General features: G+C 42.1%; 18 protein-coding genes. 10 read left to right on the top strand and 8 right to left on the bottom strand.

Annotated elements, in window-relative coordinates:
• Together WC955_09530 and arsM are read left to right on the top strand one after the other, a co-directional pair.
• On the top strand, window positions 1-602 hold a 602-nt coding region (locus WC955_09530; protein MFA5859296.1), incomplete at its 5' end, for a cytochrome c biogenesis protein CcdA.
• A 23-nt stretch (window positions 603-625) separates the two neighbouring features.
• Entirely contained in the window at window positions 626-1,417 is a 792-nt protein-coding gene (arsM, locus tag WC955_09535) for an arsenite methyltransferase (GenBank protein MFA5859297.1), read from the top strand.
• A gap of 18 nt (window positions 1,418-1,435) precedes the next feature.
• Here the strand turns inward: arsM and WC955_09540 are convergent, their stop codons facing one another.
• Both WC955_09540 and WC955_09545 read right to left on the bottom strand, forming a co-directional pair.
• Window positions 1,436-2,059, bottom strand: a complete 624-nt coding sequence (locus tag WC955_09540; protein ID MFA5859298.1) for a hypothetical protein — start codon at window positions 2,057-2,059, stop codon at window positions 1,436-1,438.
• A 37-nt stretch (window positions 2,060-2,096) separates the two neighbouring features.
• Window positions 2,097-2,753, bottom strand: coding sequence for a ThuA domain-containing protein (locus tag WC955_09545; GenBank protein MFA5859299.1), 657 nt, complete (start codon window positions 2,751-2,753; stop codon window positions 2,097-2,099).
• Window positions 2,754-2,891: 138 nt separating this feature from the next.
• Between WC955_09545 and WC955_09550 the strand changes: the two genes are divergently transcribed.
• The 6 genes from WC955_09550 (at window position 2,892) to WC955_09575 (ending at window position 9,691) form a co-directional block, all read left to right on the top strand.
• Window positions 2,892-3,893 carry a hypothetical protein gene (locus WC955_09550; protein ID MFA5859300.1) on the top strand — a complete coding sequence of 334 codons (1,002 nt, stop codon included), beginning with the start codon at window positions 2,892-2,894 and terminating at the stop codon, window positions 3,891-3,893.
• Between the two features lie 4 nt (window positions 3,894-3,897).
• Window positions 3,898-5,085, top strand: a complete 1,188-nt coding sequence (locus WC955_09555; GenBank protein ID MFA5859301.1) for a class I SAM-dependent rRNA methyltransferase — start codon at window positions 3,898-3,900, stop codon at window positions 5,083-5,085.
• A 28-nt stretch (window positions 5,086-5,113) separates the two neighbouring features.
• Entirely contained in the window at window positions 5,114-5,857 is a 744-nt protein-coding gene (locus WC955_09560) for an RNA methyltransferase (GenBank protein MFA5859302.1), read from the top strand.
• On the top strand, window positions 5,854-7,140 hold the full coding sequence (locus WC955_09565) for an FAD-dependent oxidoreductase (GenBank protein ID MFA5859303.1): 1,287 nt from the start codon (window positions 5,854-5,856) through the stop codon (window positions 7,138-7,140). The genes WC955_09560 and WC955_09565 overlap by 4 nt, the downstream gene beginning before the upstream one ends.
• A 61-nt stretch (window positions 7,141-7,201) precedes the next feature.
• Window positions 7,202-8,608, top strand: a complete 1,407-nt coding sequence (locus WC955_09570) for a hypothetical protein (GenBank protein MFA5859304.1) — start codon at window positions 7,202-7,204, stop codon at window positions 8,606-8,608.
• Between the two features lie 27 nt (window positions 8,609-8,635).
• Window positions 8,636-9,691, top strand: coding sequence for an alcohol dehydrogenase catalytic domain-containing protein (locus WC955_09575; protein MFA5859305.1), 1,056 nt, complete (start codon window positions 8,636-8,638; stop codon window positions 9,689-9,691).
• Between the two features lie 3 nt (window positions 9,692-9,694).
• Here the strand turns inward: WC955_09575 and WC955_09580 are convergent, their stop codons facing one another.
• From WC955_09580 to WC955_09595, 4 genes are read right to left on the bottom strand one after another with little or no spacing between them, the layout of a single operon-like run.
• The gene (locus WC955_09580) at window positions 9,695-10,927 is read right to left on the bottom strand and encodes an SGNH/GDSL hydrolase family protein (GenBank protein ID MFA5859306.1); all 1,233 of its coding nucleotides are present in this window, start codon (window positions 10,925-10,927) and stop codon (window positions 9,695-9,697) included.
• 23 nt (window positions 10,928-10,950) lie between these two features.
• Entirely contained in the window at window positions 10,951-11,820 is an 870-nt protein-coding gene (locus WC955_09585; GenBank protein MFA5859307.1) for a nitroreductase family protein, read from the bottom strand.
• 21 nt (window positions 11,821-11,841) lie between these two features.
• Window positions 11,842-12,369 carry a DUF1854 domain-containing protein gene (locus WC955_09590; GenBank protein MFA5859308.1) on the bottom strand — a complete coding sequence of 176 codons (528 nt, stop codon included), beginning with the start codon at window positions 12,367-12,369 and terminating at the stop codon, window positions 11,842-11,844.
• 7 nt (window positions 12,370-12,376) lie between these two features.
• Window positions 12,377-14,635, bottom strand: a complete 2,259-nt coding sequence (locus tag WC955_09595; GenBank protein ID MFA5859309.1) for an ABC transporter ATP-binding protein — start codon at window positions 14,633-14,635, stop codon at window positions 12,377-12,379.
• A 138-nt stretch (window positions 14,636-14,773) separates the two neighbouring features.
• Between WC955_09595 and WC955_09600 the strand changes: the two genes are divergently transcribed.
• On the top strand, window positions 14,774-16,147 hold the full coding sequence (locus WC955_09600; protein MFA5859310.1) for a sulfatase: 1,374 nt from the start codon (window positions 14,774-14,776) through the stop codon (window positions 16,145-16,147).
• 1 nt (window position 16,148) lies between these two features.
• Here WC955_09600 and WC955_09605 read toward each other — a convergent pair whose 3' ends face one another.
• The gene (locus WC955_09605) at window positions 16,149-17,009 is read right to left on the bottom strand and encodes a PIG-L deacetylase family protein (GenBank protein ID MFA5859311.1); all 861 of its coding nucleotides are present in this window, start codon (window positions 17,007-17,009) and stop codon (window positions 16,149-16,151) included.
• Window positions 17,010-17,011: 2 nt separating this feature from the next.
• Window positions 17,012-18,481, bottom strand: coding sequence for a DEAD/DEAH box helicase (locus WC955_09610; protein ID MFA5859312.1), 1,470 nt, complete (start codon window positions 18,479-18,481; stop codon window positions 17,012-17,014).
• Between the two features lie 135 nt (window positions 18,482-18,616).
• Between WC955_09610 and WC955_09615 the strand changes: the two genes are divergently transcribed.
• On the top strand, window positions 18,617-20,723 hold a 2,107-nt coding region (locus WC955_09615; protein ID MFA5859313.1), incomplete at its 3' end, for a PQQ-binding-like beta-propeller repeat protein.

Consider the following 20,723-nt stretch of genomic DNA (forward strand, 5'->3'; position numbering starts at 1 on the left):
TAACTAGTGTTTTTTGTACCTTGCCGGCAGTAGGGGTTCTTATAGGTTATTCCGGAGCGAGGAAAGGCGAAACCCGGGGTGATGCAATTAGAACATCGGTATATTTTACAATCGGAACAATAATAGCGTTGATGATCATTGGTTTAGTTGCCGGATTTATTGGTCAGGTAGCTCAGAGTACGCTGGGGAGGTATTGGAAACTTTTCGCTGGCGTTATAGCCGTGTTATTTGGTTTGGCTACGTTAAACCTTTTCCCCATAAAAATACAGGGTATGAGTTTGAATAACGACATTACCGGTGGTAGGTTCGGTACGGCATTAACCGGTCTTGTTCTAGGTGGAATTATTGCTGCGTGTTCGCTTCCCTGTAATCCCGGGATATTTATAGTTATAAGTGCAGCTATCCTTCAGGGACAGGTGGTATGGTCAATACTTCTAATGTCAATGTTTGCAATTGGTTTTAGTATACCTATTGGCGCGATTATTATGGGCGTATCGCTTGGTAAAGTCAGTTTCGCAGCGAAAGGTATCGATAAAATACTTCGTTATACCGCAGGGATTATTCTTGTAGTAGCAGGTTTTTATTTTCTTGTAACATATTAATAAAACAGAAGGATGATAAAACAATGGAAGCAAAAAAAATTAAGGATTTTGTACGTAAGAATTACGCAAAAATAGCGGTGAATAACAGTTTTTGCGGTTGTAACACAACCTCCAAAAGTTCATGCTGCAGTGGTTCCTCAATCTCAACGGAGGATATCAGCAAGAGATTGGGGTATACAGATAAGGATCTGGGAAGTATACCTTCCGGCGCAAACCTCGGTCTTGGCTGCGGGAATCCGTTGGCGTTAGCGGCATTAAAACCAGGTGATGTGGTGTTAGACCTTGGTTCAGGCGCAGGGTTTGATTGTTTCCTCGCAGTGCAGCGGGTAGGGGAAACAGGGAAAGTTATTGGTGTGGATATGACTCCGGAGATGATAAAGAAAGCTGAAGGAAACGCTAAACGCGGAGGGGTTAAGAATGTTGAGTTTAAACTCGGTGAAATTGAAAAGTTGCCGGTTGAAGATAACAGTATTGATGTTATTATCTCAAACTGCGTGATAAACCTTTCCCCGGATAAACAACAGGTATTTAAAGAAGCATTCCGTGTATTAAAACCCGGGGGTTGTATTTGGGTTTCTGACATTGTGTTACTTGGTAAACTGCCGAAGGTTGTGAAAGAATCAATGGCCGCGTATGCCAGTTGTGTCTCAGGTGCGGTACTTAAAGATAAATACCTTGGTTTTATCACAAGCGCTGGGTTTGTTGATGTAAAAGTAGAGGAAGAAACAACAGCAGCTATTAAACATTTTGTGGGAAAAGATATTGAAGGAACAGTTGCAAGTATTAAGGTTTATGGCCTTAAACAAAGAAAATAGTTTATTGTTTTAAATTGATCAAAACTTGCCGAACTTGAGTACAAAGTGTGCGGATAGGCCGTCAAGCGCATTACCCTTCAACCCTTCGTAGTCTAAGTTAGGAATATACCGGTATCCTACTCCAAGATTGATACGGAAAAAATTTGTTATATTAACCTCGGCCTGTACACTGGGTTCTATAACGTTGAAAAAACCGTTGTCCGTGTCTTCTACATCAGTAGTGCTACCAGTATGCATTCCTCTGTGGTACAATCCCACGCCGCCCCAACCAAACAATGTTCGTACTGTTGCATGGACTATTACGTCGGAAAAAATGATGTATTCCACCATAACCCCGCCGTAGCCTAACGATAAATAGTTTGTTGTATTTAATCCCAGGTCGGTACCCCGGATGTTCGACGTTAACCCGTAACCTGCGCCGCCTATTGTTATAGTATGATTCGCCACCCACCCGCCTTGACCACCGACAAACATTGCGCTTTTACCGTTGAGCGTAGAGAAACTGTAGCTCGGCCCGCCGTATCCGCCGTTGTCTTCGAGTTTACCGCCGATCAAGGTTTGCGGTTCCGCGAAAAGTGTTCCGGCTGAGAGTATGCACAATGCAAATACTGCAAAAAATATGCCCAGTTTTCTTATTAACATAAACATCCGCCTTTCAAAAACTATATTTATAACTATATTATACTTTTTTTGTTGCCCACAACATCCCGCGGCGTAATATCTCACGCGCTTCCGGGATATCAAGTTCCGCAGCGGCATGGCCGAACGAACAGTAAAACACGTTGCCGTTTCCCCATTGGCGTTTCCATACTACTGGCATCACTGTACCTTTAATCCAGGAAGTATTGCCGCGGGTACCGTCAAACGTAGTGGTGGCTAAAACCTTGTTCCCCGGGTCGGTGTGGAGATAATACTGTTCTGACTTAATCTTAAAATCTCGTATCCCTTCAGTAATAGGGTCGGTTAAGTTACTAATGTTAATCTCATACTCAATAACCCCGCCGGGATGCGCAACCCACTGCCCGCCGGTCATCCACTGGTATTCCGTATTTTCACGGAACGCGTCGCACATGCCCCCATGGAAACCAGCAAGGCCTGTCCCTGAGGATATTGCAGCTAATAACCCTTTTTCTTGTTCCTTCGTAATTTTTGACATTGTCCAGATAGGGACAATGAGGTCAAGTGTAGACATCAACTCTTTATCCGTGTATACGTCAAGAGTATTCACAACTTTTACATAAAACTTTTCGGTGGTCAGTATTGCCGCGGTTTTTGCGGCGCATTGTTCCGGCTGATGGCCATTCCACCCGCCCCAGGTTATTAATGCAGTTGGCATAATATTTTACCTGCTTTCATAAAGTTATAATTATATGTACTAAATTATACTTTAATCGTTAAGAGAATAGAAAACTTAATACACTTGCTTTATAGTATAATTGATATAACAAATAAAGTTATGAAATGATTGACACAGATGAGTAATGATTGGGTACTAAAAACGTTTATGGTTGCACTTGTGTTCTCATCGCTTCTTTCCCGTGCTGCTATTGCCCGCGGTGAGGGTAGCGGGTTAGTAGTAGGTGTTGAGAAGCACAGGGTGGCGGTAGCGTTTAAATATGGTAATAACGAAGATTTGTGTATTGAGTTTGAACGTTGCGGGGTAAACTCCTTAATGGCAATCTCAAGAATGTCTTTACACAAGAACCCTGATCCTCAACCTTCAACCGACTCTGTATTATCTGAAGGGAAACAGATAATGAAGTCGTGTACTGACTGGGTTGGGCCCTATATTATGAAATCCCTGTCTTTTCCGGATAATGGTAAACCGCAGTTTACCGGAGGATGGCATGGTTCTAACGGTGATGGTACGGGTAATGCGACTGCACGGACAACATCGTATCAAACACATACTTATGGAACCACTAAAATAAAAAAAGGTACGCCGGTACGCTGTGAAAAAATTGTTCTTACAGTAACAAATAAAATTCAGGCGTATAACCTGAAAAAAGATGTAGTGAAAGAAGTGGTAGAGTATACAATCCTCCCCGGGCAAATGAGGGTCAATACCTTGATTCTTGCATTGGATAATCTTGTTATCATCAGGTATTATGGTTTACAGACACAAAATTCTGCGTGGAATGGCGTGATTTCGTATATTACTCCCACAGGTGAGGCGGCAGAACCTTCTGTTGTCAGCGCAAAACTTAACTCTGCTTCCGGCGGGAAAAAAGATTTTCCGGAAATCAGAAAATATGTGCTTACATCCTCAGACGGGAAGAATGAACTTACTGCCTGGCTTGACCGTGAGTACGGGTTAGGGAAGATGGATAATGTTTTGGATACGCTACCCTGTGCGTTTACGCAAAAGTACGGGAAGTCATATTTCAATCTAATAAACGGTGAAGAGGTTAAGTTGAGGAAAGGGAAAAAGTTGTATTGGCGGGGCGGGTATGTTTTCAGGAGTGGAGAAAAATAGGTTTATGTATCAAATTGTGCAATTAAAGAAGGATAAGGGGTTCAAAATATTATCAACCCGGCACCCGTGGATATTTTCCGGGGCAGTTGAAAAAATTGAAGGCGCGCTGGATAATGGCGATGTTGTTAGTGTAACCGATAGCGACGGTAAAGTTGTTGCTACCGGAATGTATTCAAAGAGTTCAATGATCAAAGTGCGTATACTGGAATACAGCGATGTAGAGATTGACCGCGGATGGGTCGCGGGAGTAATAAGAAATGCAGTGGCACGGCGTGAACTTCTGGGATATGGTAAATCTAAAGGTACTACAGGTTACCGTATGTTGTACGGTGAATCAGACGGTATCCCAGGATTGGTTATTGACCGTTACGGCGATGCTTTTGTCCTTCAATCATCAAATCCCGGTGCGGATAAACTTAAGCCATTAATCCAGGATGTTTTGGTTAATGACTACAAAGCTGTACGCGTGCATGACCGCAGTGATGTTACCTCCCGTAAGAATGAGGGATTGGATCTCATAAATACTGTCTTGTACGGAACGGAAAGTGATAATGTCGAGTTTAAGGAAAACGGGTACGATTTTGTTGCTGCGGTAAAGTCCGGGCAAAAGACAGGGTTTTTTCTTGACCAAAAAGATGCACGTGCTGCCATAGGCATGTTTGCAAAAGGGAGAAAGGTATTGAACCTGTTCTCTTACACTGGTGCAAGCGGGATTTATGCAATGCGTAACGGCGCGGTGAGTGTCCACAATATTGATTCATCAGATCCTGCGTTAACTCTTTGCCATAAACACGCGGAATTAAATGATGTGCCCGCGGATAAGTTCACTACTGAAAACGCGGATGTTTTTCAATGGATTGCACTGCAAAAAGGTATGGCATTCGATATGATAATTCTTGACCCTCCGGCCTTGGTAAAGACACAGAAGTCAGTCGATGCGGGGACTAAGGCATACCATTTTGTTAACCGTGCGGCAATACGGTTGCTCAACCCCGGCGGTGTGCTGGTTACTTCAAGTTGTTCACAGCATTTTCCGGAGAATGATTTTGTTACGACTTTACGCCGTGCGGCAGTACAGGCGGAACGTAAATTTCATGTCCTGCGTATAATCCGTCAAAGCGGTGACCATCCGGCATCGCTGTATTTTTCGGAAGCGTTATACCTAAAAACTATAGTGGGTATTGCAGAATAAAATGTTTTTGTCAACCACGCAGATAAAATTGATTAATAAGTTAAAAAATAAGAAGGAACGCGATGAGCTTGGGTTATTTATCGTAGAAGGTATTAAATGCGTTAATGAAGCTATTGCGTCGGGATGGACAATCGAAACTCTGGTATTTGAAAAAGGTTTTGATGAAAACAGGATTCTTTACGGTAAGGAAGACTTACGCGCAAAAAAGTTTTTTGTCCCAATAGATGGTATACAGAGAATACAAACAGTAAAAACCTGGCCCGGGGTAATGGCGGTTGTACGGCAAAAGAGGTATGCGTTAACCGATATTACAGACGGGACAGTTATTATTGCATTAGAAAATGTTGCTGACCCGGGTAATCTCGGGACGATTATACGCACCTGCGACTGGTTTGGGGTAAAGAATATTATGCTCAGCGAAAATTCGGTGGATGTTTATAACGAAAAAACTGTCCGCGGGACTATGGGCTCAATCTTTCGTACCCGTGTGTATGAATCTATAACAATTATGGAGGACATCGCTAAGATGAAAAAAAACGGGTACTCTGTGTACGCATTAACCCTTGATGGTGAAGATGTTAAGGAGACAAAGTTAGCATCAAAAAACAGTATATATCTTTTTGGTAACGAGTCTACGGGGTTAACCGAATATGTTGTGGAGAAGGCTGATAAGAAATATAAAATATCCGGCGGGGGAAACAGGATTGACTCGTTAAACCTAGCGGTTTCAGTCGGGGTGGTGCTTAATAATATCATTAATTTAAAGTCATGAAAAAATTTACATGCGACGTTTTAGTTATAGGCGGAGGTGTTACCGGGGTAACTGCGGCAGTAGCTGCTGCACGGAATGGCGCTGATACCTTACTGGTTGAACGTTATGGCACCTTAGGCGGGTTAGCAACTATGGGAATGGTCAGCCCGATGTACGGTTTCTGGAGTGGTGATACTCAGGTAGTGAAAGGTATTGCTGAGGAAGTTATCAACGAACTCCGGAAATATCACGGTGGGACGTTAGGGTATCAGTTACTGGTAGATAATTGTCCCGGTGAGAACAAGTGTACTGACGATTATAAATGTCCTGCCAGCGGTGTTAAACGCGTAGCTGTGGTGGACACCGAAATTCTTAAACTTGTATTACCTAAGATGTTGGAAGAAGCCGGGGTGCGTGTGATGTTATACACACAGGTAGTGAATACCTCAGTAAAAACACGACGGGTTGTGAGTGTTGCCATAGAATCTTATGGCCGGGCTATTATCACACCACGGGTTGTGATTGACGCTACGGGTGACGGCCTTATCGCGGGGAAGTTATCACCCGAAAAAACAGGTATAATCAAGCAAATACAAAAACCGCCAACATTGATGTTCCGTATAGGTAATGTAAAGATTAAAAAAAACAGGGTTTTTTATAAAGGCGGTGACGGTATCGGGCGGTTATTGTTACTCCGTTGGCCGAACTCGGGAGAGTATATCGTGAACTCACCCTCAGGTATAAACAAGTTCGATGGTACTGATGCCGCAAGTCTTACTCATGCGCAAATCACAGCTGCAAAACTTGTTGCCCCGCGGGTCGAGTATTTACGGAAAAACGTTCCCGGATGCGAGGACATAAAACTTCTCGGTGTTGCTGCGCAGATAGGCATCCGTGACTGTTTACGGGTAAAAGGAGATTATACGCTCACACTTGACGATGTGATATCCGACCGTAAGTTCAAAGACGGTATTGCAGCGGGATGCCATCCGGTTGACCTCCATATGCCAAGTGATAAATTAGGCGGGAAAAATATTATACGGCGCCGGTGTGGCGGGTTCTACCATATACCCTACCGCAGTTTAGTACCGTCTAAGACTGATAACCTGTTAATGGCAGGGAGGTGTATCTCCGCTACGTTTGAAGCACAGGGTTCTACCCGCGTACAGGCAACCTGTATGGCAACAGGGCAGGCGGCAGGGACTGCTGCGGCGTTATGCATAAAAGATAAGTACTGTGACCTGCGTAAAGTTAATATGACGGAGTTACGTAATAAGTTATTGAAACAAAACGTGGTATTGTAGGATTAGGATAGTAACCATAAATAGTTGTATGTTGTGTCAGGTTGTAAAAAGGAGTGTTGTAATGTTGTACCGCAATTGTATGCCAGTTGTTCTCACAGTATCATTTATGTTAATCCTAACCTATGCTAATGTTCAAGCAGGACAGAATTTTAACGAATTATCCCGCCTCGCTGATAAGTATGGGACGGATAAAGGAAAGTTGAGGACGGAATTATACGATCTTATATTGTACCCCTTAAAAAATGATGCAGAAAAAGTGTTTGAGATAGGGATACTTGATGGTGCGTCACTAAAAATGTTTCAGGACTACTTTACCTCTGCTACTATCTACGGGATAGACATCGATGATAAAAATGACCTGGAGACCGAACGCATAAAAACGTTTATCGCTGACCAGGCTGAACGTGTACAGCTGAAGAAGTTTATTGATAAATTTGGTGGGGATTATGATCTTATTCTTGATGACGGCGGGCATTCAATGCGTCAACAGCAGGTAAGTGCTGGTTTTTTATTTCCTTATGTTATACCCGGAGGATATTATGTTATTGAAGACCTCCACACTTCATTTTTAACTGATGAAGAGTACGGGGTTAATACTGCGAAAACAAATACTACACTCCAGATGGTATATAACTATATTGAAACAGGCGAGATCAAAAGTGAGTACCTCACAAAAAATGAAATTAAGTACTTAATGCAAAATATTAGTTATAGCGTGATTTACAGCCGGAACAACGGAAAATCTATACTTTGTGTATTTAAAAAAGATAACGAAAATGACCTTACTGAACTTGCGAATGAATATGGTACGGATAAAGGCGCAGCGAAGTTTGGGCCAAAAATTCAGAGATCAGATAATGAGGATGGCGATGAGTATGAAAATATTAAGTACCATAATTACACAGAATTTTATTATGATATTTTTTTGCCTATAAAAACATCTGCGCAAAAAATCTGTGAGATCGGTATCGCCGCAGGTGCATCGTTAAAAATGTTTCGTGATTACTTTAGTTCCGCCACAATATATGGAATTGATATAGAAGATTGTTCATTTATGGATTCTGACAGAATAAAAACGTTTGTAGCGGACCAGGAAGACCGTGAACAACTTAAAGGGTTTGTTAATAAGTACGGCAGCGGGTATGACCTTATTCTGGACGATGGCGGGCATACTATGGGGCAACAGCAGGTAAGTTTCGGGTACTTGTTCAAACAAATTAAGTCCGGGGGGTATTATATAATTGAAGATGTTCATACATCTCTTACCGGTTCCGAGTCGGATGGCGTGGATGAAGAAAAGAAAAATACAACGTTGACTATGATAAAGAAGTATACAGAGTCAGGGATTATTGAAAGCAAGTATTTAACCCTGCAGGAGCGTAAGTACTTAACAGAAAACATTATTTCCTGTACGTTATTCAGCAGGAATAACGGTAACTCAATAACTTGTGTATTAAAAAAGAAATAACGTAATAAGAAAGGGATTACACACATTATGCTACAGGCAAAGGTTGTGGAGTACAATAAAATTGTGGTGGAAGACGTTCCAGTCCCGCATGCTGGGAAAGGCGAGGTTGTCTTAAAAGTAATTATTTGCGGTATCTGCGGGTCTGACATCCATGCGTTTACCGGGAAGCATCCGTTTATCACCCCGCCGATAGTACCCGGGCATGAGATGAGCGGTGTAATACACGAACTTGGTGACGGGGTCACAGGATTGAAACCCGGTGAGCGTGTAACAATTGAACCGTCTATAGTATGCGGTACGTGCCCGCAATGCCGGGCAGGACGGTATAATATATGTGACAACCTAAAAGTTATAGGGTGCCAGATAGACGGCGCATTCGCGGAGTATCTTAGAGTCCCTGCTGATCGTGTCGTCAAAATCCCGGACACTATGACACACGACCAGGCGGTATTCATAGAACCCGCTGCTGTGGCGGTACATACGGTTATCCGAGCAGGGATTGAAAATTTAGCAGCCCCCTCTGCGTGTGTGCTTATCACCGGTGCAGGAACTATCGGGTTGATGGTATTACAGACCGCTGTAGCGTTTGGCGCACGGGAGATTGTAATTACTGACACCATAGATTCACGTTTGGAACTAGCAAAAAAACTTGGCGCAAAATACGGGGTTAACATCAAAACTGTTACCCTTACCAATTGGATGAAGGATAAGTACGGTATCCAAAACCCGGTAACCCTTGCGTTTGATTGTGTGGGTAACGAATTTTCGTTTGACAGTTGTATCCTCACCGCGAGGAAAGGCGCAAGGATTGTTGTTGTCGGTGTGTATCCCGGTAAAGTACCGGTTAATATGTCATGGGTACAGGACCGCGAGTTTGAAATTGTGGGGACGTTGATGTATACCAGGAAAGATTATGTTAAAGCTATCGAACTTATTGATACCGGGAAAATACATAATACTGAGTTAATATCTAAACGTGTACCGTTGAAAGATGTAGCGTCATTATACGCATCGATTGGTAAGCCATCACCTAACCCCGGGATAAAAATGTTGGTGGATATCAGCACTGACCTCGGGAAATAAGGTTTATTTCAAATCCAATACACGTTTGATCTCCGGGCACAAAACATCAGCTATGCGTACAGACCCGTAATCGTTGGGGTGTAACCCATCTGTTGTACAGTCAGCAGCGGAATTACCAAAATATGTCATTCCGTCGACAAACCAGATAAACTTATCACCAGCGTTCTGTAACTCTTTTATATGCGAGATACCAAACTCGCGTTTTTTTGTAGCTAACGGTGCGGCTGTACCGTTAACATAATCCTTAGGTACTTTTGGGCAGGAAGTCACAATAATGGGTATATCCTTATGTGCTGTACGGAGAATATTGATAAATTCAGGTAATGTTTTTTGGTAACTTTCCACCGTACCGACATTACGTTCATAGTCCAGTACGTACATCGCAACGGGTGAGATTTCAGCAAGCGCATGCGCGACTTCTGGTTCGCCTTTCCCGCTGCCGCCAAAGCCAACATTAATAATTTCGTAGTTAATCCTCCGGCTGAGAATACTGGTGAATGTCATCCCGGGACGTGAAACGTTATGCCCTTGGGTAATAGATGTGCCGTAGAAAACAATTTGTTTATTACTGTCGTATGGTAAAGGCGGTTCTATCACTGCGGTAGAGTCAAGCCCAACCATAAAATCTTCTACATGCGTTGAGATTGGTAAGTACAGAGTTACATCCCGGAGTTTGGATTCTTTAAGTTCGTACATCACGCTTTCATACCACGTGTTTTTTATGCCAAACCGCGCGGTACTGATAAACTGCATCCCTTCTTTCTCTGTAGTACCCGGTGTTCCAAAGTAGCAGTCCACGCCGTTTTGCCCGGAGTATGCCATCTGTGGATTCGTTGCGAGGCGGTTTAGCCTCACCCTGACGACAAGTTTGCGGCTATCTGTGCGGAACCGTACTTGTGTCCCCGAACCAAATGTTGCACGGTTAACCACCGCAGAGGGGAGGTTGTATTTTGGGTCTGTTGGCATACGGTGATAGGTTTTTTGTTTATCAAACCACGCGAGCCCACAGACTTTCATTTGACAGTTATCGTCAGTTCTGGGATTAACCCAGCGTAATGCTTTATATTTACTTTTCGTAAAATCCGGGCTGGAGACTGTTACGTCAAAATCGGAAGGTTGTTCCGCATAAATTTCGGGATCGTTGGAAACCATTGCAGCGTTGATAGCTGGAAGAGTCGTAGTGGCAAAAAATGCAAAAATCAATGTGTTAATAATAGACGGTCTAAACTTGTACATAAAAAGTATATTCCTCTCAAATACTATCTCTTTATCCATGATGTAATATATTCCGTATTCGGAGGTAGTGTTAGTACCGGGCAGCGTTCTAATACCTGCCATCCTCCGCTGATACTTACCGCACTACAGGTGAGCGTAAAATGTGCCATCGCAATGCCGAGATCTACTCTCTGCAAATCTACTCCCAGGACTTTCAGCATTGCCTGGTAACTAGGCAGGCGTTCAATAAAAAAGTGTACATCCTTCCCGTCTTTGACTAACCTCCACGGCTGACGGTTGGACGCTGACGGTGCAATGCGAACCATCTCAAACGGTACAGCGTACTCCCCGGCATCAACGTCTTTTGTGAATGCTGTATTAAACGTTTTATCATAAAACAATTCATTCCACGGTTTACGGTTACGCGAGCCGAACATTTTACGTAATGCCTTATGCCGGAGGTCGTCTACCACAACTCCAACCGGTGTAATAGCGGGGATAAGTTCGGTAGTTTGTACGTCTAACAACTTAACAAAATCATGCCGGTTAAACGACCCGCCAAGCCAGCATGTACCTAAGTTTATATCAGTAAGGTGAATTATAAGTTTTTCCATCGCGTACCCAAAATCTTCAAGCCCGCGTTGCGATTTCTTTACTTTTCCTGCAATATAAGTTTGCGCGCCGGTAATCATTCCGTATGTCCCCATTATTGAAATTTTAATATCAATTTCAGTAGAATTTATTAGTTTCAACACTATTTCATTACCAAAAGGGAGGGATGAGACACAAGCCGGAATAAGGTTTTCAATTTGTTTTTGTAAGTCGGGATTCAAAGGTTGGTTTTCATAACTACGAAACGAAATCCGTGATTTTATTACGTCAATAACACTCTTCTCAAAATCCGGTTCAGCCACTGCAATCCCCCCTTATGTAATTTAAATAACTTTTTCAAGTTCTAATAACGAATGTTTGGATAATTTGCGGTAGTCCGTGATATCATACCGGCAATTTTCTACGTCGTTAATTATTATACGGAACCGCCCGATAAATGTAAGCTGCTCATTGCGTTCTTTAACGTACAAAACCTTTTTTCCGCGGTTGGTAATAATTTCCCACCGGAATGCGTTCGGCCCTTTTTCAATATCCACAATTTCTGTTACTACCGGCATTACGTATCTTAACCACAACTCGTGGCGGATAAGTTTTTGCTGGTCCGCAGATAATACGCTTAATTTTTGTAGTATACCGATTTCTTTGTTTCCTTTATCGCAGATTGAAATATACTCTTCCGGTGCGGTGATAGGGAATACGCGTACCGGGCGGATGATAGGATACACTTCTTTTATACCATCAGAACCTATGAGTTCCATTGCTAACCCGCCAGTGTCATTGGCATTACGGTAAAACTTTACTTTTGCAGGGTCAATTATATACTGTGTATATCTGTCCATGTCTTCTGTCATATAAGTGTTATACTCTCCTAATCTGTGATAACTGCTCCTGTAATTTTACTAGTTTATAAAACGCGCCGTTTTTTTCAATTAACTCTTGATATGTGCCAATCTCAATATTCTTGCCTTCCTCAATAACTAACAGCCTGTGGCAGTTACGCAGGGTTGATAACCTGTGGGCTATAACTACAGTTGTCCTGCCGGTGACTAAACGTTCTAGTGCTTCCTGAATATCTCTTTCAGTTTCAAGGTCAACGGATGATGTTGCTTCATCCAGAATAAGAATCCTTGGGCTGGAGAGTACTGCTCGGGCGATTGAGATACGCTGTTTTTCGCCAACGGATAAACGTACCCCGCGTTCACCGACGTTGGTGTCGTAACCATCCGGTTTTTTTATAATAAAATCATGAGCATTTGCGATCTTTGCCGCACGGATAATGTCGTTGCGGCTGGCGTTTGGTTTGGCATACAAAATATTTTCTGCGATTGTTCCACTGAAGAGATAGGGTTCTTGCAATACAATACCTACGTGTTTCCTGAAATCTGCATACTTAATCTTTTTTACGTCATGGCCGTCAATAAAAATTGTTCCTGCGTCGGTATCGTACAGCCGGCAGATAAGGTTGATAATCGTACTTTTACCTGCGCCGCTATGCCCGGCTAACCCAACAATCTCATTCGGCGCGATCTTGAGTGACAGGTTGGTTATAACGGGTTTAAATTTGTTGTATCCAAATGTAACATTCCGGAACTCAATTTCGCCTTTCAGATCATTGACTTCTACAGCATCAGGCGCGTCTTTGATCTCGGGTTCGGTTTCAATAATATCAAAAATCCGTTCTCCCGCACTGAGCGTGTTTACTACCGTATTTGCCATTCGCGTAAGAGTTTGTACAGGGCGGTAAAACATGCTTAAGTATCCGGAGTACGCAATTACATCACCCAGTGTCATTTCCTGCGCGAAAATAAACTTACCCCCGACATACCATACAATCACGCTGCCCAGCATGATTAATAAATGCGAAATTGGGTGGTAGATTGCCCATTTTTTTTCTAATAAAATACCGGCATCGCGAAAATCAATATTTTTTTCGTCAAACTTCTGGAGTTCAGCTTTCTCCTGCCCAAATGCTTTGACCACCCGTACGCCGGAGAGCGTATCGCTAACCAACGCACTTATTTTAGCGCGGGTTTCGAGGTAACGATGGAAATATACCCGTACCTTAGGCCAGATTGATTTAAAAAACCAGATGGTGATTATAATAGGAATAATTATTATGACAGTTAGTTTCCAGCTAAGTTTGCACAAAAAAAATCCGATACCGATAATTGTCAATATACTTTCTGTAGTTATTGGTAACCAGTCGACTAACAATTGCCCAACTTCGTTAGTATCCTGGTTCACCCGCGCCATTAATGAACCGGTTTGTTTCTTATCATAAAAAGATAATGATAGTTCCTGCAGCCGTGCGTAAAGCTGTGTCCGTACGTCATACACAACTTTATGCCCGAGTATTGCGACCAGCTGTCCATGTAACGCACTCAAAAAGTTTTGGCCGATATATGAAATGAGTAATGCTAACGCCAATGGAGCAAGCATCCACTCATTTTTCATGGGTTTCAATACGTCATCCACTAAAATTTTGCTAGTATACGGTGCAACTAATCCGCAGAGAGTGGAAAGTATCATTACTAACAATACAACCCATAAACTTTTGGTGTACGGCCTGGAAAACTCAAGTAATCGTGTAAACGTACGTCCTTTTTTCGAGCATGCAGGACAGCTTTCCATTCCTTCAGGTATGGGAAATCCGCAGGTTTCACAATACTTTGTATGTTCTTCAGGAACAACATTTTGTTTACTATCTTTTTTTTGTACCTTGGACTGGATTGAGTGTGCTAACCTGGCAAACCGTCTTGCATGCGTATTCGAGTACAACGCTGCACGCAGGGTTTCACCGTCCGGAGTGATGAGTTCAAGAATCCCGCCGCCAACTGTATTCTCAGCTTTTGCATCAGCGAGTGTTGAGAGCGCATATTCTGTGCGGAGACTATAGCTTTCAAGCTCTTCATCCCCTGTCTGTGTATAAATTAAAACCCGGGTTGAGGTTAATACAACCCATTCTTTGCCGTATGTCGCGTCAAATAATAAATCGGTAAGCGCTGATATAATAATAGTTTCATTGGGAAACTGCTGTTTCACAGCTTCACTCACCATTACCGGTAAAATATTCTGTCCTTTTTTTAGTTGATTATTTTTTCTAAGTTTTTTTAGCACAACAACAGTCCTTTAATAAACAAAACCATATTTAAACGTATAACCGATGTGTTGTATTATATAATATTGCTGACTTCTATATTTAAGGATATTATTAACATATCATTAAGAAATAACGGGGGGGGGGAGAACCTAAAAATGGTAGGCAAACAAAAAGTAGTTTTACGGATATTACTGTCTTCGGTGACAGTGGTAACGTTTATGCGTTCTGCGGACGCAAAAAAACCAAATGTTGTTCTTATAGTAGCTGATGACCTAGGGTATAACGGGCTTAGTATCCAGGAATGCCATGATATCGCAACACCGAATATTGATAGTATCGCAAAAGACGGGGTGAGGTTTACCAACGGGTACGTTTCATGCCCGGTCTGTTCTCCCAGCCGTGCAGGGTTCATAACAGGACGATACCAACAACGGTTTGGGCATGAGTTTAACCCAGGCACGGCAGTAGAATCCGGGAATTTGGTACTAACCGAGAAAACGTTAGCGGAACAATTAAAACCCGCGGGGTATGTTACCGGCATATTCGGAAAATGGCATCTTGGACGGAAGGACGCTCATCGGCCGTTGCAACGCGGTTTTGACAACTTCTTTGGTTTTCTCGGCGGGGCGCATATGTATATGAACTACAAAATCACGAGTGAAGAAGGGTATAATAATATTTATAACGGCAACACACCGGTTGAAGATGGGTATACCACAGATGTATTCACACGTGAAGCTGTGAAGTTTATTGACAATAACGCGGTGGGTAAAACCCCGTTTTTTTTGTATCTCCCGTATAACGCTGTGCATTTACCGTTACAAACAACACCGGAGTATCTTAGTAAGTTTAATAATATTACAGACCCTAAACGGCGCCAGCACGCAGCTATGCTCACGTCATTGGATGATAATATCGGGTATATCCTGGCCACCCTGAAAAAGTACGGGCTTGAGAATGATACGATTGTAATATTTATCAGTGACAACGGTGGGCCGACTTTAGCAAATACTTCGAGTAACCTTCCTTTCCGCGGGTATAAAGGCAATGTTTTGGAAGGCGGGATACGCGTACCGTTTATGATAAAATGGCCGGGTAAACTTACTGCAGGGAAAATATATAATGAACCAGTGATATCGTTGGATATTGTACCAACAGTCCTCTCCGCTGCAGGAATAGATATCCCCGTCGAGTTAGACGGAGTGAATCTTATGCCATATATTACCGCACAGAAAAATAGTAGTCCTCATAATGCACTGTTCTGGCGGTATGGCATGCAAAAAGCTGTTCGATCAGGTGAGTGGAAACTTGAAACAACGGGTATTGGTACGGGAACGACTGGGAAAAATCCTCAGAAGTGGGAGTTATACAACCTCGCTATTGACCTTGGGGAGGAAAATGATGTTGCTGCAGCTAATCCTGATATAGTCAATAAACTATATGCGTTATATACAAACTGGGAGCAACAAATGATCCCGCCAAAGTGGTCCGGAAAAGTGAAAACCGTAAAAAAGAAAAAGAAAGGTTAGTTTATTTCCTAATCATTATTTTTAAGCGCTTCATCTGTGACCCAGCCGGCGTTTCCGCAATCCACATACGGTGCGGATTTGCGGGTAAGTACTCATACCCATCGGGCTTGTGTGACTGAAACGCTTCAGCATAGGACATTCTGTTATGCAACCCCATCCGGCCGTTAACAGTTTCTATGCATTTCCGTCCGAGTTCACCAGGATAATACTGGCTTTCTAAACAATCCATTGCAGCAACTTTACGGTCAATGACTGAGGTAATGTCTACTAACACATTGCCATACCGTTCACCTTCTGTTGTGAGGCACGAAGTTTGTCCGTTCATAACCATAAAAAACGTTTGTGCGGGAAATATTCGTCCTGCGGGTTTTTTGAGATATTGCCCGGTATTCGCAAGGTACCGCGCTTTAAGCGCAGAAACTGCGGTATCCGCATGTCCTACATCCGCGATTCCTAACTCTTCTGTCGGGTTGTGGAGTATCAGTAAATGCGGTTGAATATCCGCCATTTCTTTTGCAATCGCGATAATAAGGTCAGTAGTTACAGTCAAGAGTTCGTCAGGAAAACGCAGAAACCGTACATCGGTTACCCCGAGGAGTTTCATTCCTTTAACTACTTCTTTTTCCTTCCGCCCGATTGCTTGTTTTTTATCGCTGCCGGTTTTAGTTTTATGGAGGCCGCTTTTCTCGCCGAACCGCAAAAGGTCGTTACGTTTTAAATCATGGGTATCAACTCCATGTGTGCAAACAACAACGGAAACATTATCTCCGCGTAAAGCGTGTTTGCATAACGTACCGCCCGCACCGTCAATCGCATCTGCCGGGTGGCATACTACTGCCATAATGTTAAGTTTATTTTTCATGATCAGTACCTATCGCGCCAATGCTTTCTTCTAGGCCGTCCACTGGGAGGAAACACTCCGTGCCCGCTATCACGGTTGTTGGTATGCCGGCGTTGTTGTTGGCGTTCAGGACGGTTATGCCTTCGCGGTTCCTGCCTGAGTTCAGTTTTTTCTGGGATACTAACCGTTTGTTTTTCCACTTGTTTTTCAATTAAGAGTTTTAGCAGTGCACCGGCAATTTCCAGTGACGTTGTATTATTGTTGATCAATGTTTCCAGCATCGTAGTGTAATGCGTGAGTTTGCCTTTACCCATTACCTCCCTAACTTTTTCGAAGAGTTGTGTAACCTGGTTTTGTTCAACTTCTTTATGCGAAGGTATATTTTCACGGATAATTTTGGTATTCGCGTATCTCTGGATATCACGTAATTTGTACATATCTCTTCCTGCAACCAAAGTGAATGCTTTACCGGTTTTACCCGCACGGCCAGTACGGCCGATACGGTGGACATAATATTCTTCATCCTGGGGAACATCGTAGTTGAAGACGGCTTCAATATTCTCAACATCAATCCCCCGAGCGGCAACATCGGTCGCAACCAGGATTTCTATAGCGCTGTTTCTGAACTTTTCCATAACCCTGTTACGCTGAGACTGGTTCATATCACCGTGTATTGCATCAGCGGAATATCCCCGGCTTTGAAGCTGGGATATAAGATCATCAACTTTCCATTTTGTATTACAAAAAACCAGGGATAGGTGGAGGTTGTAGTAGTCAATGACCCGCATTAAACAGTCAAGTTTTGTTTGTTCGTTGATTTCGTAATATACCTGCTTGGTATTTGCAACAGTAAGTTTATTATCATGAACGATCTGTACCAGTTTAGGGTTTTTCATATATTTTGAAGTTAGGTTAATGAACGCTTTTGGCATTGTTGCGGAGAAACATACCGTCTGCCGTTCTGTTGGAACTTCTTTTAGTATGATTTCAATATCATCCCGGAAGCCCATATTCAGCATTTCATCAGCTTCATCCAGTACAACAGTTTGTATTTGCCCGAGTTGAAGAGTATTCCGGCGCAGATGATCCATCACACGGCCGGGTGTACCGATAACTATCTGTACGCCCTGTTGCAAAGAATATATCTGCCGTCCTATGGGTTGCCCTCCGTAAATTGGTAACGTTCGGATATACGGTTTAAACTTTGCGAGACGGTTAAGTTCTTCCGTCACCTGTATAACAAGCTCGCGTGTGGGACACAAAATTATTGCCTGCGGGTTCCTGTTTTTAGTATTAATAGTTTCAAGGATAGGAATACCAAACGCTGCTGTTTTCCCGGTACCGGTTTGTGCCTGGCCTATGACATCGAGTTTTTTTGATATTAAAGGTATCGTCAACGACTGTATTGGCGTTGTTTCTTCAAACCCCATTGCCGAAACGGCTTTCAGAATTTCCGGGGATAAGGATAATTCATTAAATTTAAGTTTGTCCATAAACAAATTATACCATAAATACGCGGTGGATACACTTCTTTAGATTAATAATAAATAGACATAATAAAAAAAAGTAGTTAAATAATAGTATAATAATACTATAATTACTCAATACTTAACGGTTGGAAAAGAATTATGCAACTAAAAATTAAAATATTAACGATTAACCTATTATTATTGTCAACATGCGTATTCCCTGACACATTAATAGCAGATTTACAGTTTTTGATATTTACCGATTCTCACATAGTTTATCCTGCAGGTTCTACAAATGTAATTGCCCAAAATACTATTACGATGATTAACAATCTATCGCCTTTGCCTAAATTTATGGTTGTTACAGGTGATATAATCGAAGCTGGGTTACGACGAGAATATGATACATATAACAATCTCATGAAAAAAGTTAATTCTTCAATTACAGTATATAATGGTGTAACTGGTAATCAAGAGACTTCACGAGGCATGGGGTTGGTATATTACAGAGAAAGGATATGCCCTACCAATGCCAGTTTTATATATGATACCAACGGGAACAAGTCATCAGATACAAATTTTGATGTGAATAATGCATTTCATTTTTTAGTAATTAGTGGCAGTTTAGCAAATCATGGTGTAGGTCATTATTCTCGAACTACATTAAACTGGGTGAAAAACACGTTAGACAACAGCATAACTGCAACGTGTGGAAGACCAGTGATAGTTTTTTCTCATCACCCACCATATGAACGTGCAGATACTATAGGAGAAGGAATGATGATTGATAACGAAAGAATTCTTTCAGATCTTTTTAAAAAATATAATATCTCTTACTATTTAGTTGGCCATGTTCATTCAAGAGTTAACTTTACTAGTGCAAATGATAGAATTCCAACATTTTCGTTTAACGGAGTTATGGATGATGAAGGTAATGGTACATATGGCGGAGTTGGATCAGTAAGTATTTCTTCTAGTAACATAGAAGTAAGCGATTATACATTATACGGTTCATCCGGGATTTCGAGAAATATAACAAATTTACCACAACCTAGATATCCTAAAATAACGTATATTTCACCACTAAATGATTCAAACGTATCTAGAACAACTTGTGCAATTGAAGCCAAAATTGAGCTTTATCAGGGACATTCATCAACTATAACAGCAGCGTATTATCAAATTGATGACGGAGGATGCCCAACAGATACAGGTCACTACAGTCTTTCATATTTTAAACAGATGTCATTAGTTAAATTAAGTTCGTCAGTAGCGACTGCAACTGCAAACATAAATATTGCGAATGAACTTGCTGCATTTGATACGGCGTGCAGTCGAACAATAAGCAATCCATGGTATCAAATAAACGGGATACATAGAATTAAAGTAAGGTTTGATACTTCTGATGGGAATGTTTGGTACAAATCAGTGTGGGTAAATGTAAGTGTTCGTACAGAAAGCTCTGATAATTATGCTATGGCCACGCGATGGAGAAAAGATATCGGTGCGGATATTCAGGCAGATATTGCGGTTGATAATAACCAAATATTTGTGAATCCGTACGGCAATATTTTTTATTGTTTTGACACAAACGGCAACGAGTTGTGGAGGTTTGACAAAAGTGTATACGGAAATGTTAACGAAGAAATGTCGGGGCCTGTTGTGGATAGTAGTACGGTATACTTTGGTTCCTATAATGGCAATTTGTTCGCATTAAATAGAAACAATGGCAGTCTTAAATGGCGATATACAGTCCCCGATGATGATGGGAACGAGGTTTCTTTAGGCTATCCTGATTCACCTAGTTCAATTTACTGCACACCTAAAATTGATAGCGGTACTCTATATTTTGGTGCAATAGACGGGTATTTATACGCAATAAATTTATCTGACGGAATGCTTAAATGGAAATATAGAGGGAAGTATACATCACATGGAGGCGGAGGAGCACAGGGACATAAAGAAATTGTTAGTACACCGGCAGTGTTTAACAACGCGATATATTTCAGCGGGTGGTCAGGGTACATTCAATCAGTATCTTCGGATGGTATAAAGAAATGGGACACTTTAGCTGCATCAAGTTTTTATTACGCCCCTGCTAATGCCGATATTGTTGTTTCAAACGGGTATATTTTTGGCGTTGGTGCCATGCGGTCCGGGTTGACGTCAGCTGGACTATATTGCGTAGACGCTGCATCTGGTACTATTAAGTGGAGTACTCAGGCAGATCAGTCGGTTTGGGCGTCTTTAGGGGTGAACGAAACAG

This window comes from Elusimicrobiota bacterium (assembly GCA_041658405.1).
Taxonomy (GTDB): domain Bacteria; phylum Elusimicrobiota; class UBA5214; order JBBAAG01; family JBBAAG01; genus JBBAAG01.

What these genes read in the sequence shown, in the direction of transcription:
- WC955_09565 (MFA5859303.1), top strand. Translation starts at nt 5,854, where the DNA reads ATGAAAAAATTTACATGCGACGTTTTAGTTATAGGCGGAGGTGTTACC.
- WC955_09600 (MFA5859310.1), top strand. Translation starts at nt 14,774, where the DNA reads ATGGTAGGCAAACAAAAAGTAGTTTTACGGATATTACTGTCTTCGGTG.
- WC955_09570 (MFA5859304.1), top strand. Translation starts at nt 7,202, where the DNA reads ATGTTGTACCGCAATTGTATGCCAGTTGTTCTCACAGTATCATTTATG.
- WC955_09555 (MFA5859301.1), top strand. Translation starts at nt 3,898, where the DNA reads ATGTATCAAATTGTGCAATTAAAGAAGGATAAGGGGTTCAAAATATTA.
- WC955_09545 (MFA5859299.1), bottom strand. Translation starts at nt 2,753, where the DNA reads ATGCCAACTGCATTAATAACCTGGGGCGGGTGGAATGGCCATCAGCCG.
- WC955_09610 (MFA5859312.1), bottom strand. Translation starts at nt 18,481, where the DNA reads ATGGACAAACTTAAATTTAATGAATTATCCTTATCCCCGGAAATTCTG.
- arsM (MFA5859297.1), top strand. Translation starts at nt 626, where the DNA reads ATGGAAGCAAAAAAAATTAAGGATTTTGTACGTAAGAATTACGCAAAA.
- WC955_09580 (MFA5859306.1), bottom strand. Translation starts at nt 10,927, where the DNA reads ATGTACAAGTTTAGACCGTCTATTATTAACACATTGATTTTTGCATTT.
- WC955_09540 (MFA5859298.1), bottom strand. Translation starts at nt 2,059, where the DNA reads ATGTTAATAAGAAAACTGGGCATATTTTTTGCAGTATTTGCATTGTGC.
- WC955_09550 (MFA5859300.1), top strand. Translation starts at nt 2,892, where the DNA reads ATGAGTAATGATTGGGTACTAAAAACGTTTATGGTTGCACTTGTGTTC.
- WC955_09575 (MFA5859305.1), top strand. Translation starts at nt 8,636, where the DNA reads ATGCTACAGGCAAAGGTTGTGGAGTACAATAAAATTGTGGTGGAAGAC.
- WC955_09590 (MFA5859308.1), bottom strand. Translation starts at nt 12,369, where the DNA reads ATGACAGAAGACATGGACAGATATACACAGTATATAATTGACCCTGCA.
- WC955_09605 (MFA5859311.1), bottom strand. Translation starts at nt 17,009, where the DNA reads ATGAAAAATAAACTTAACATTATGGCAGTAGTATGCCACCCGGCAGAT.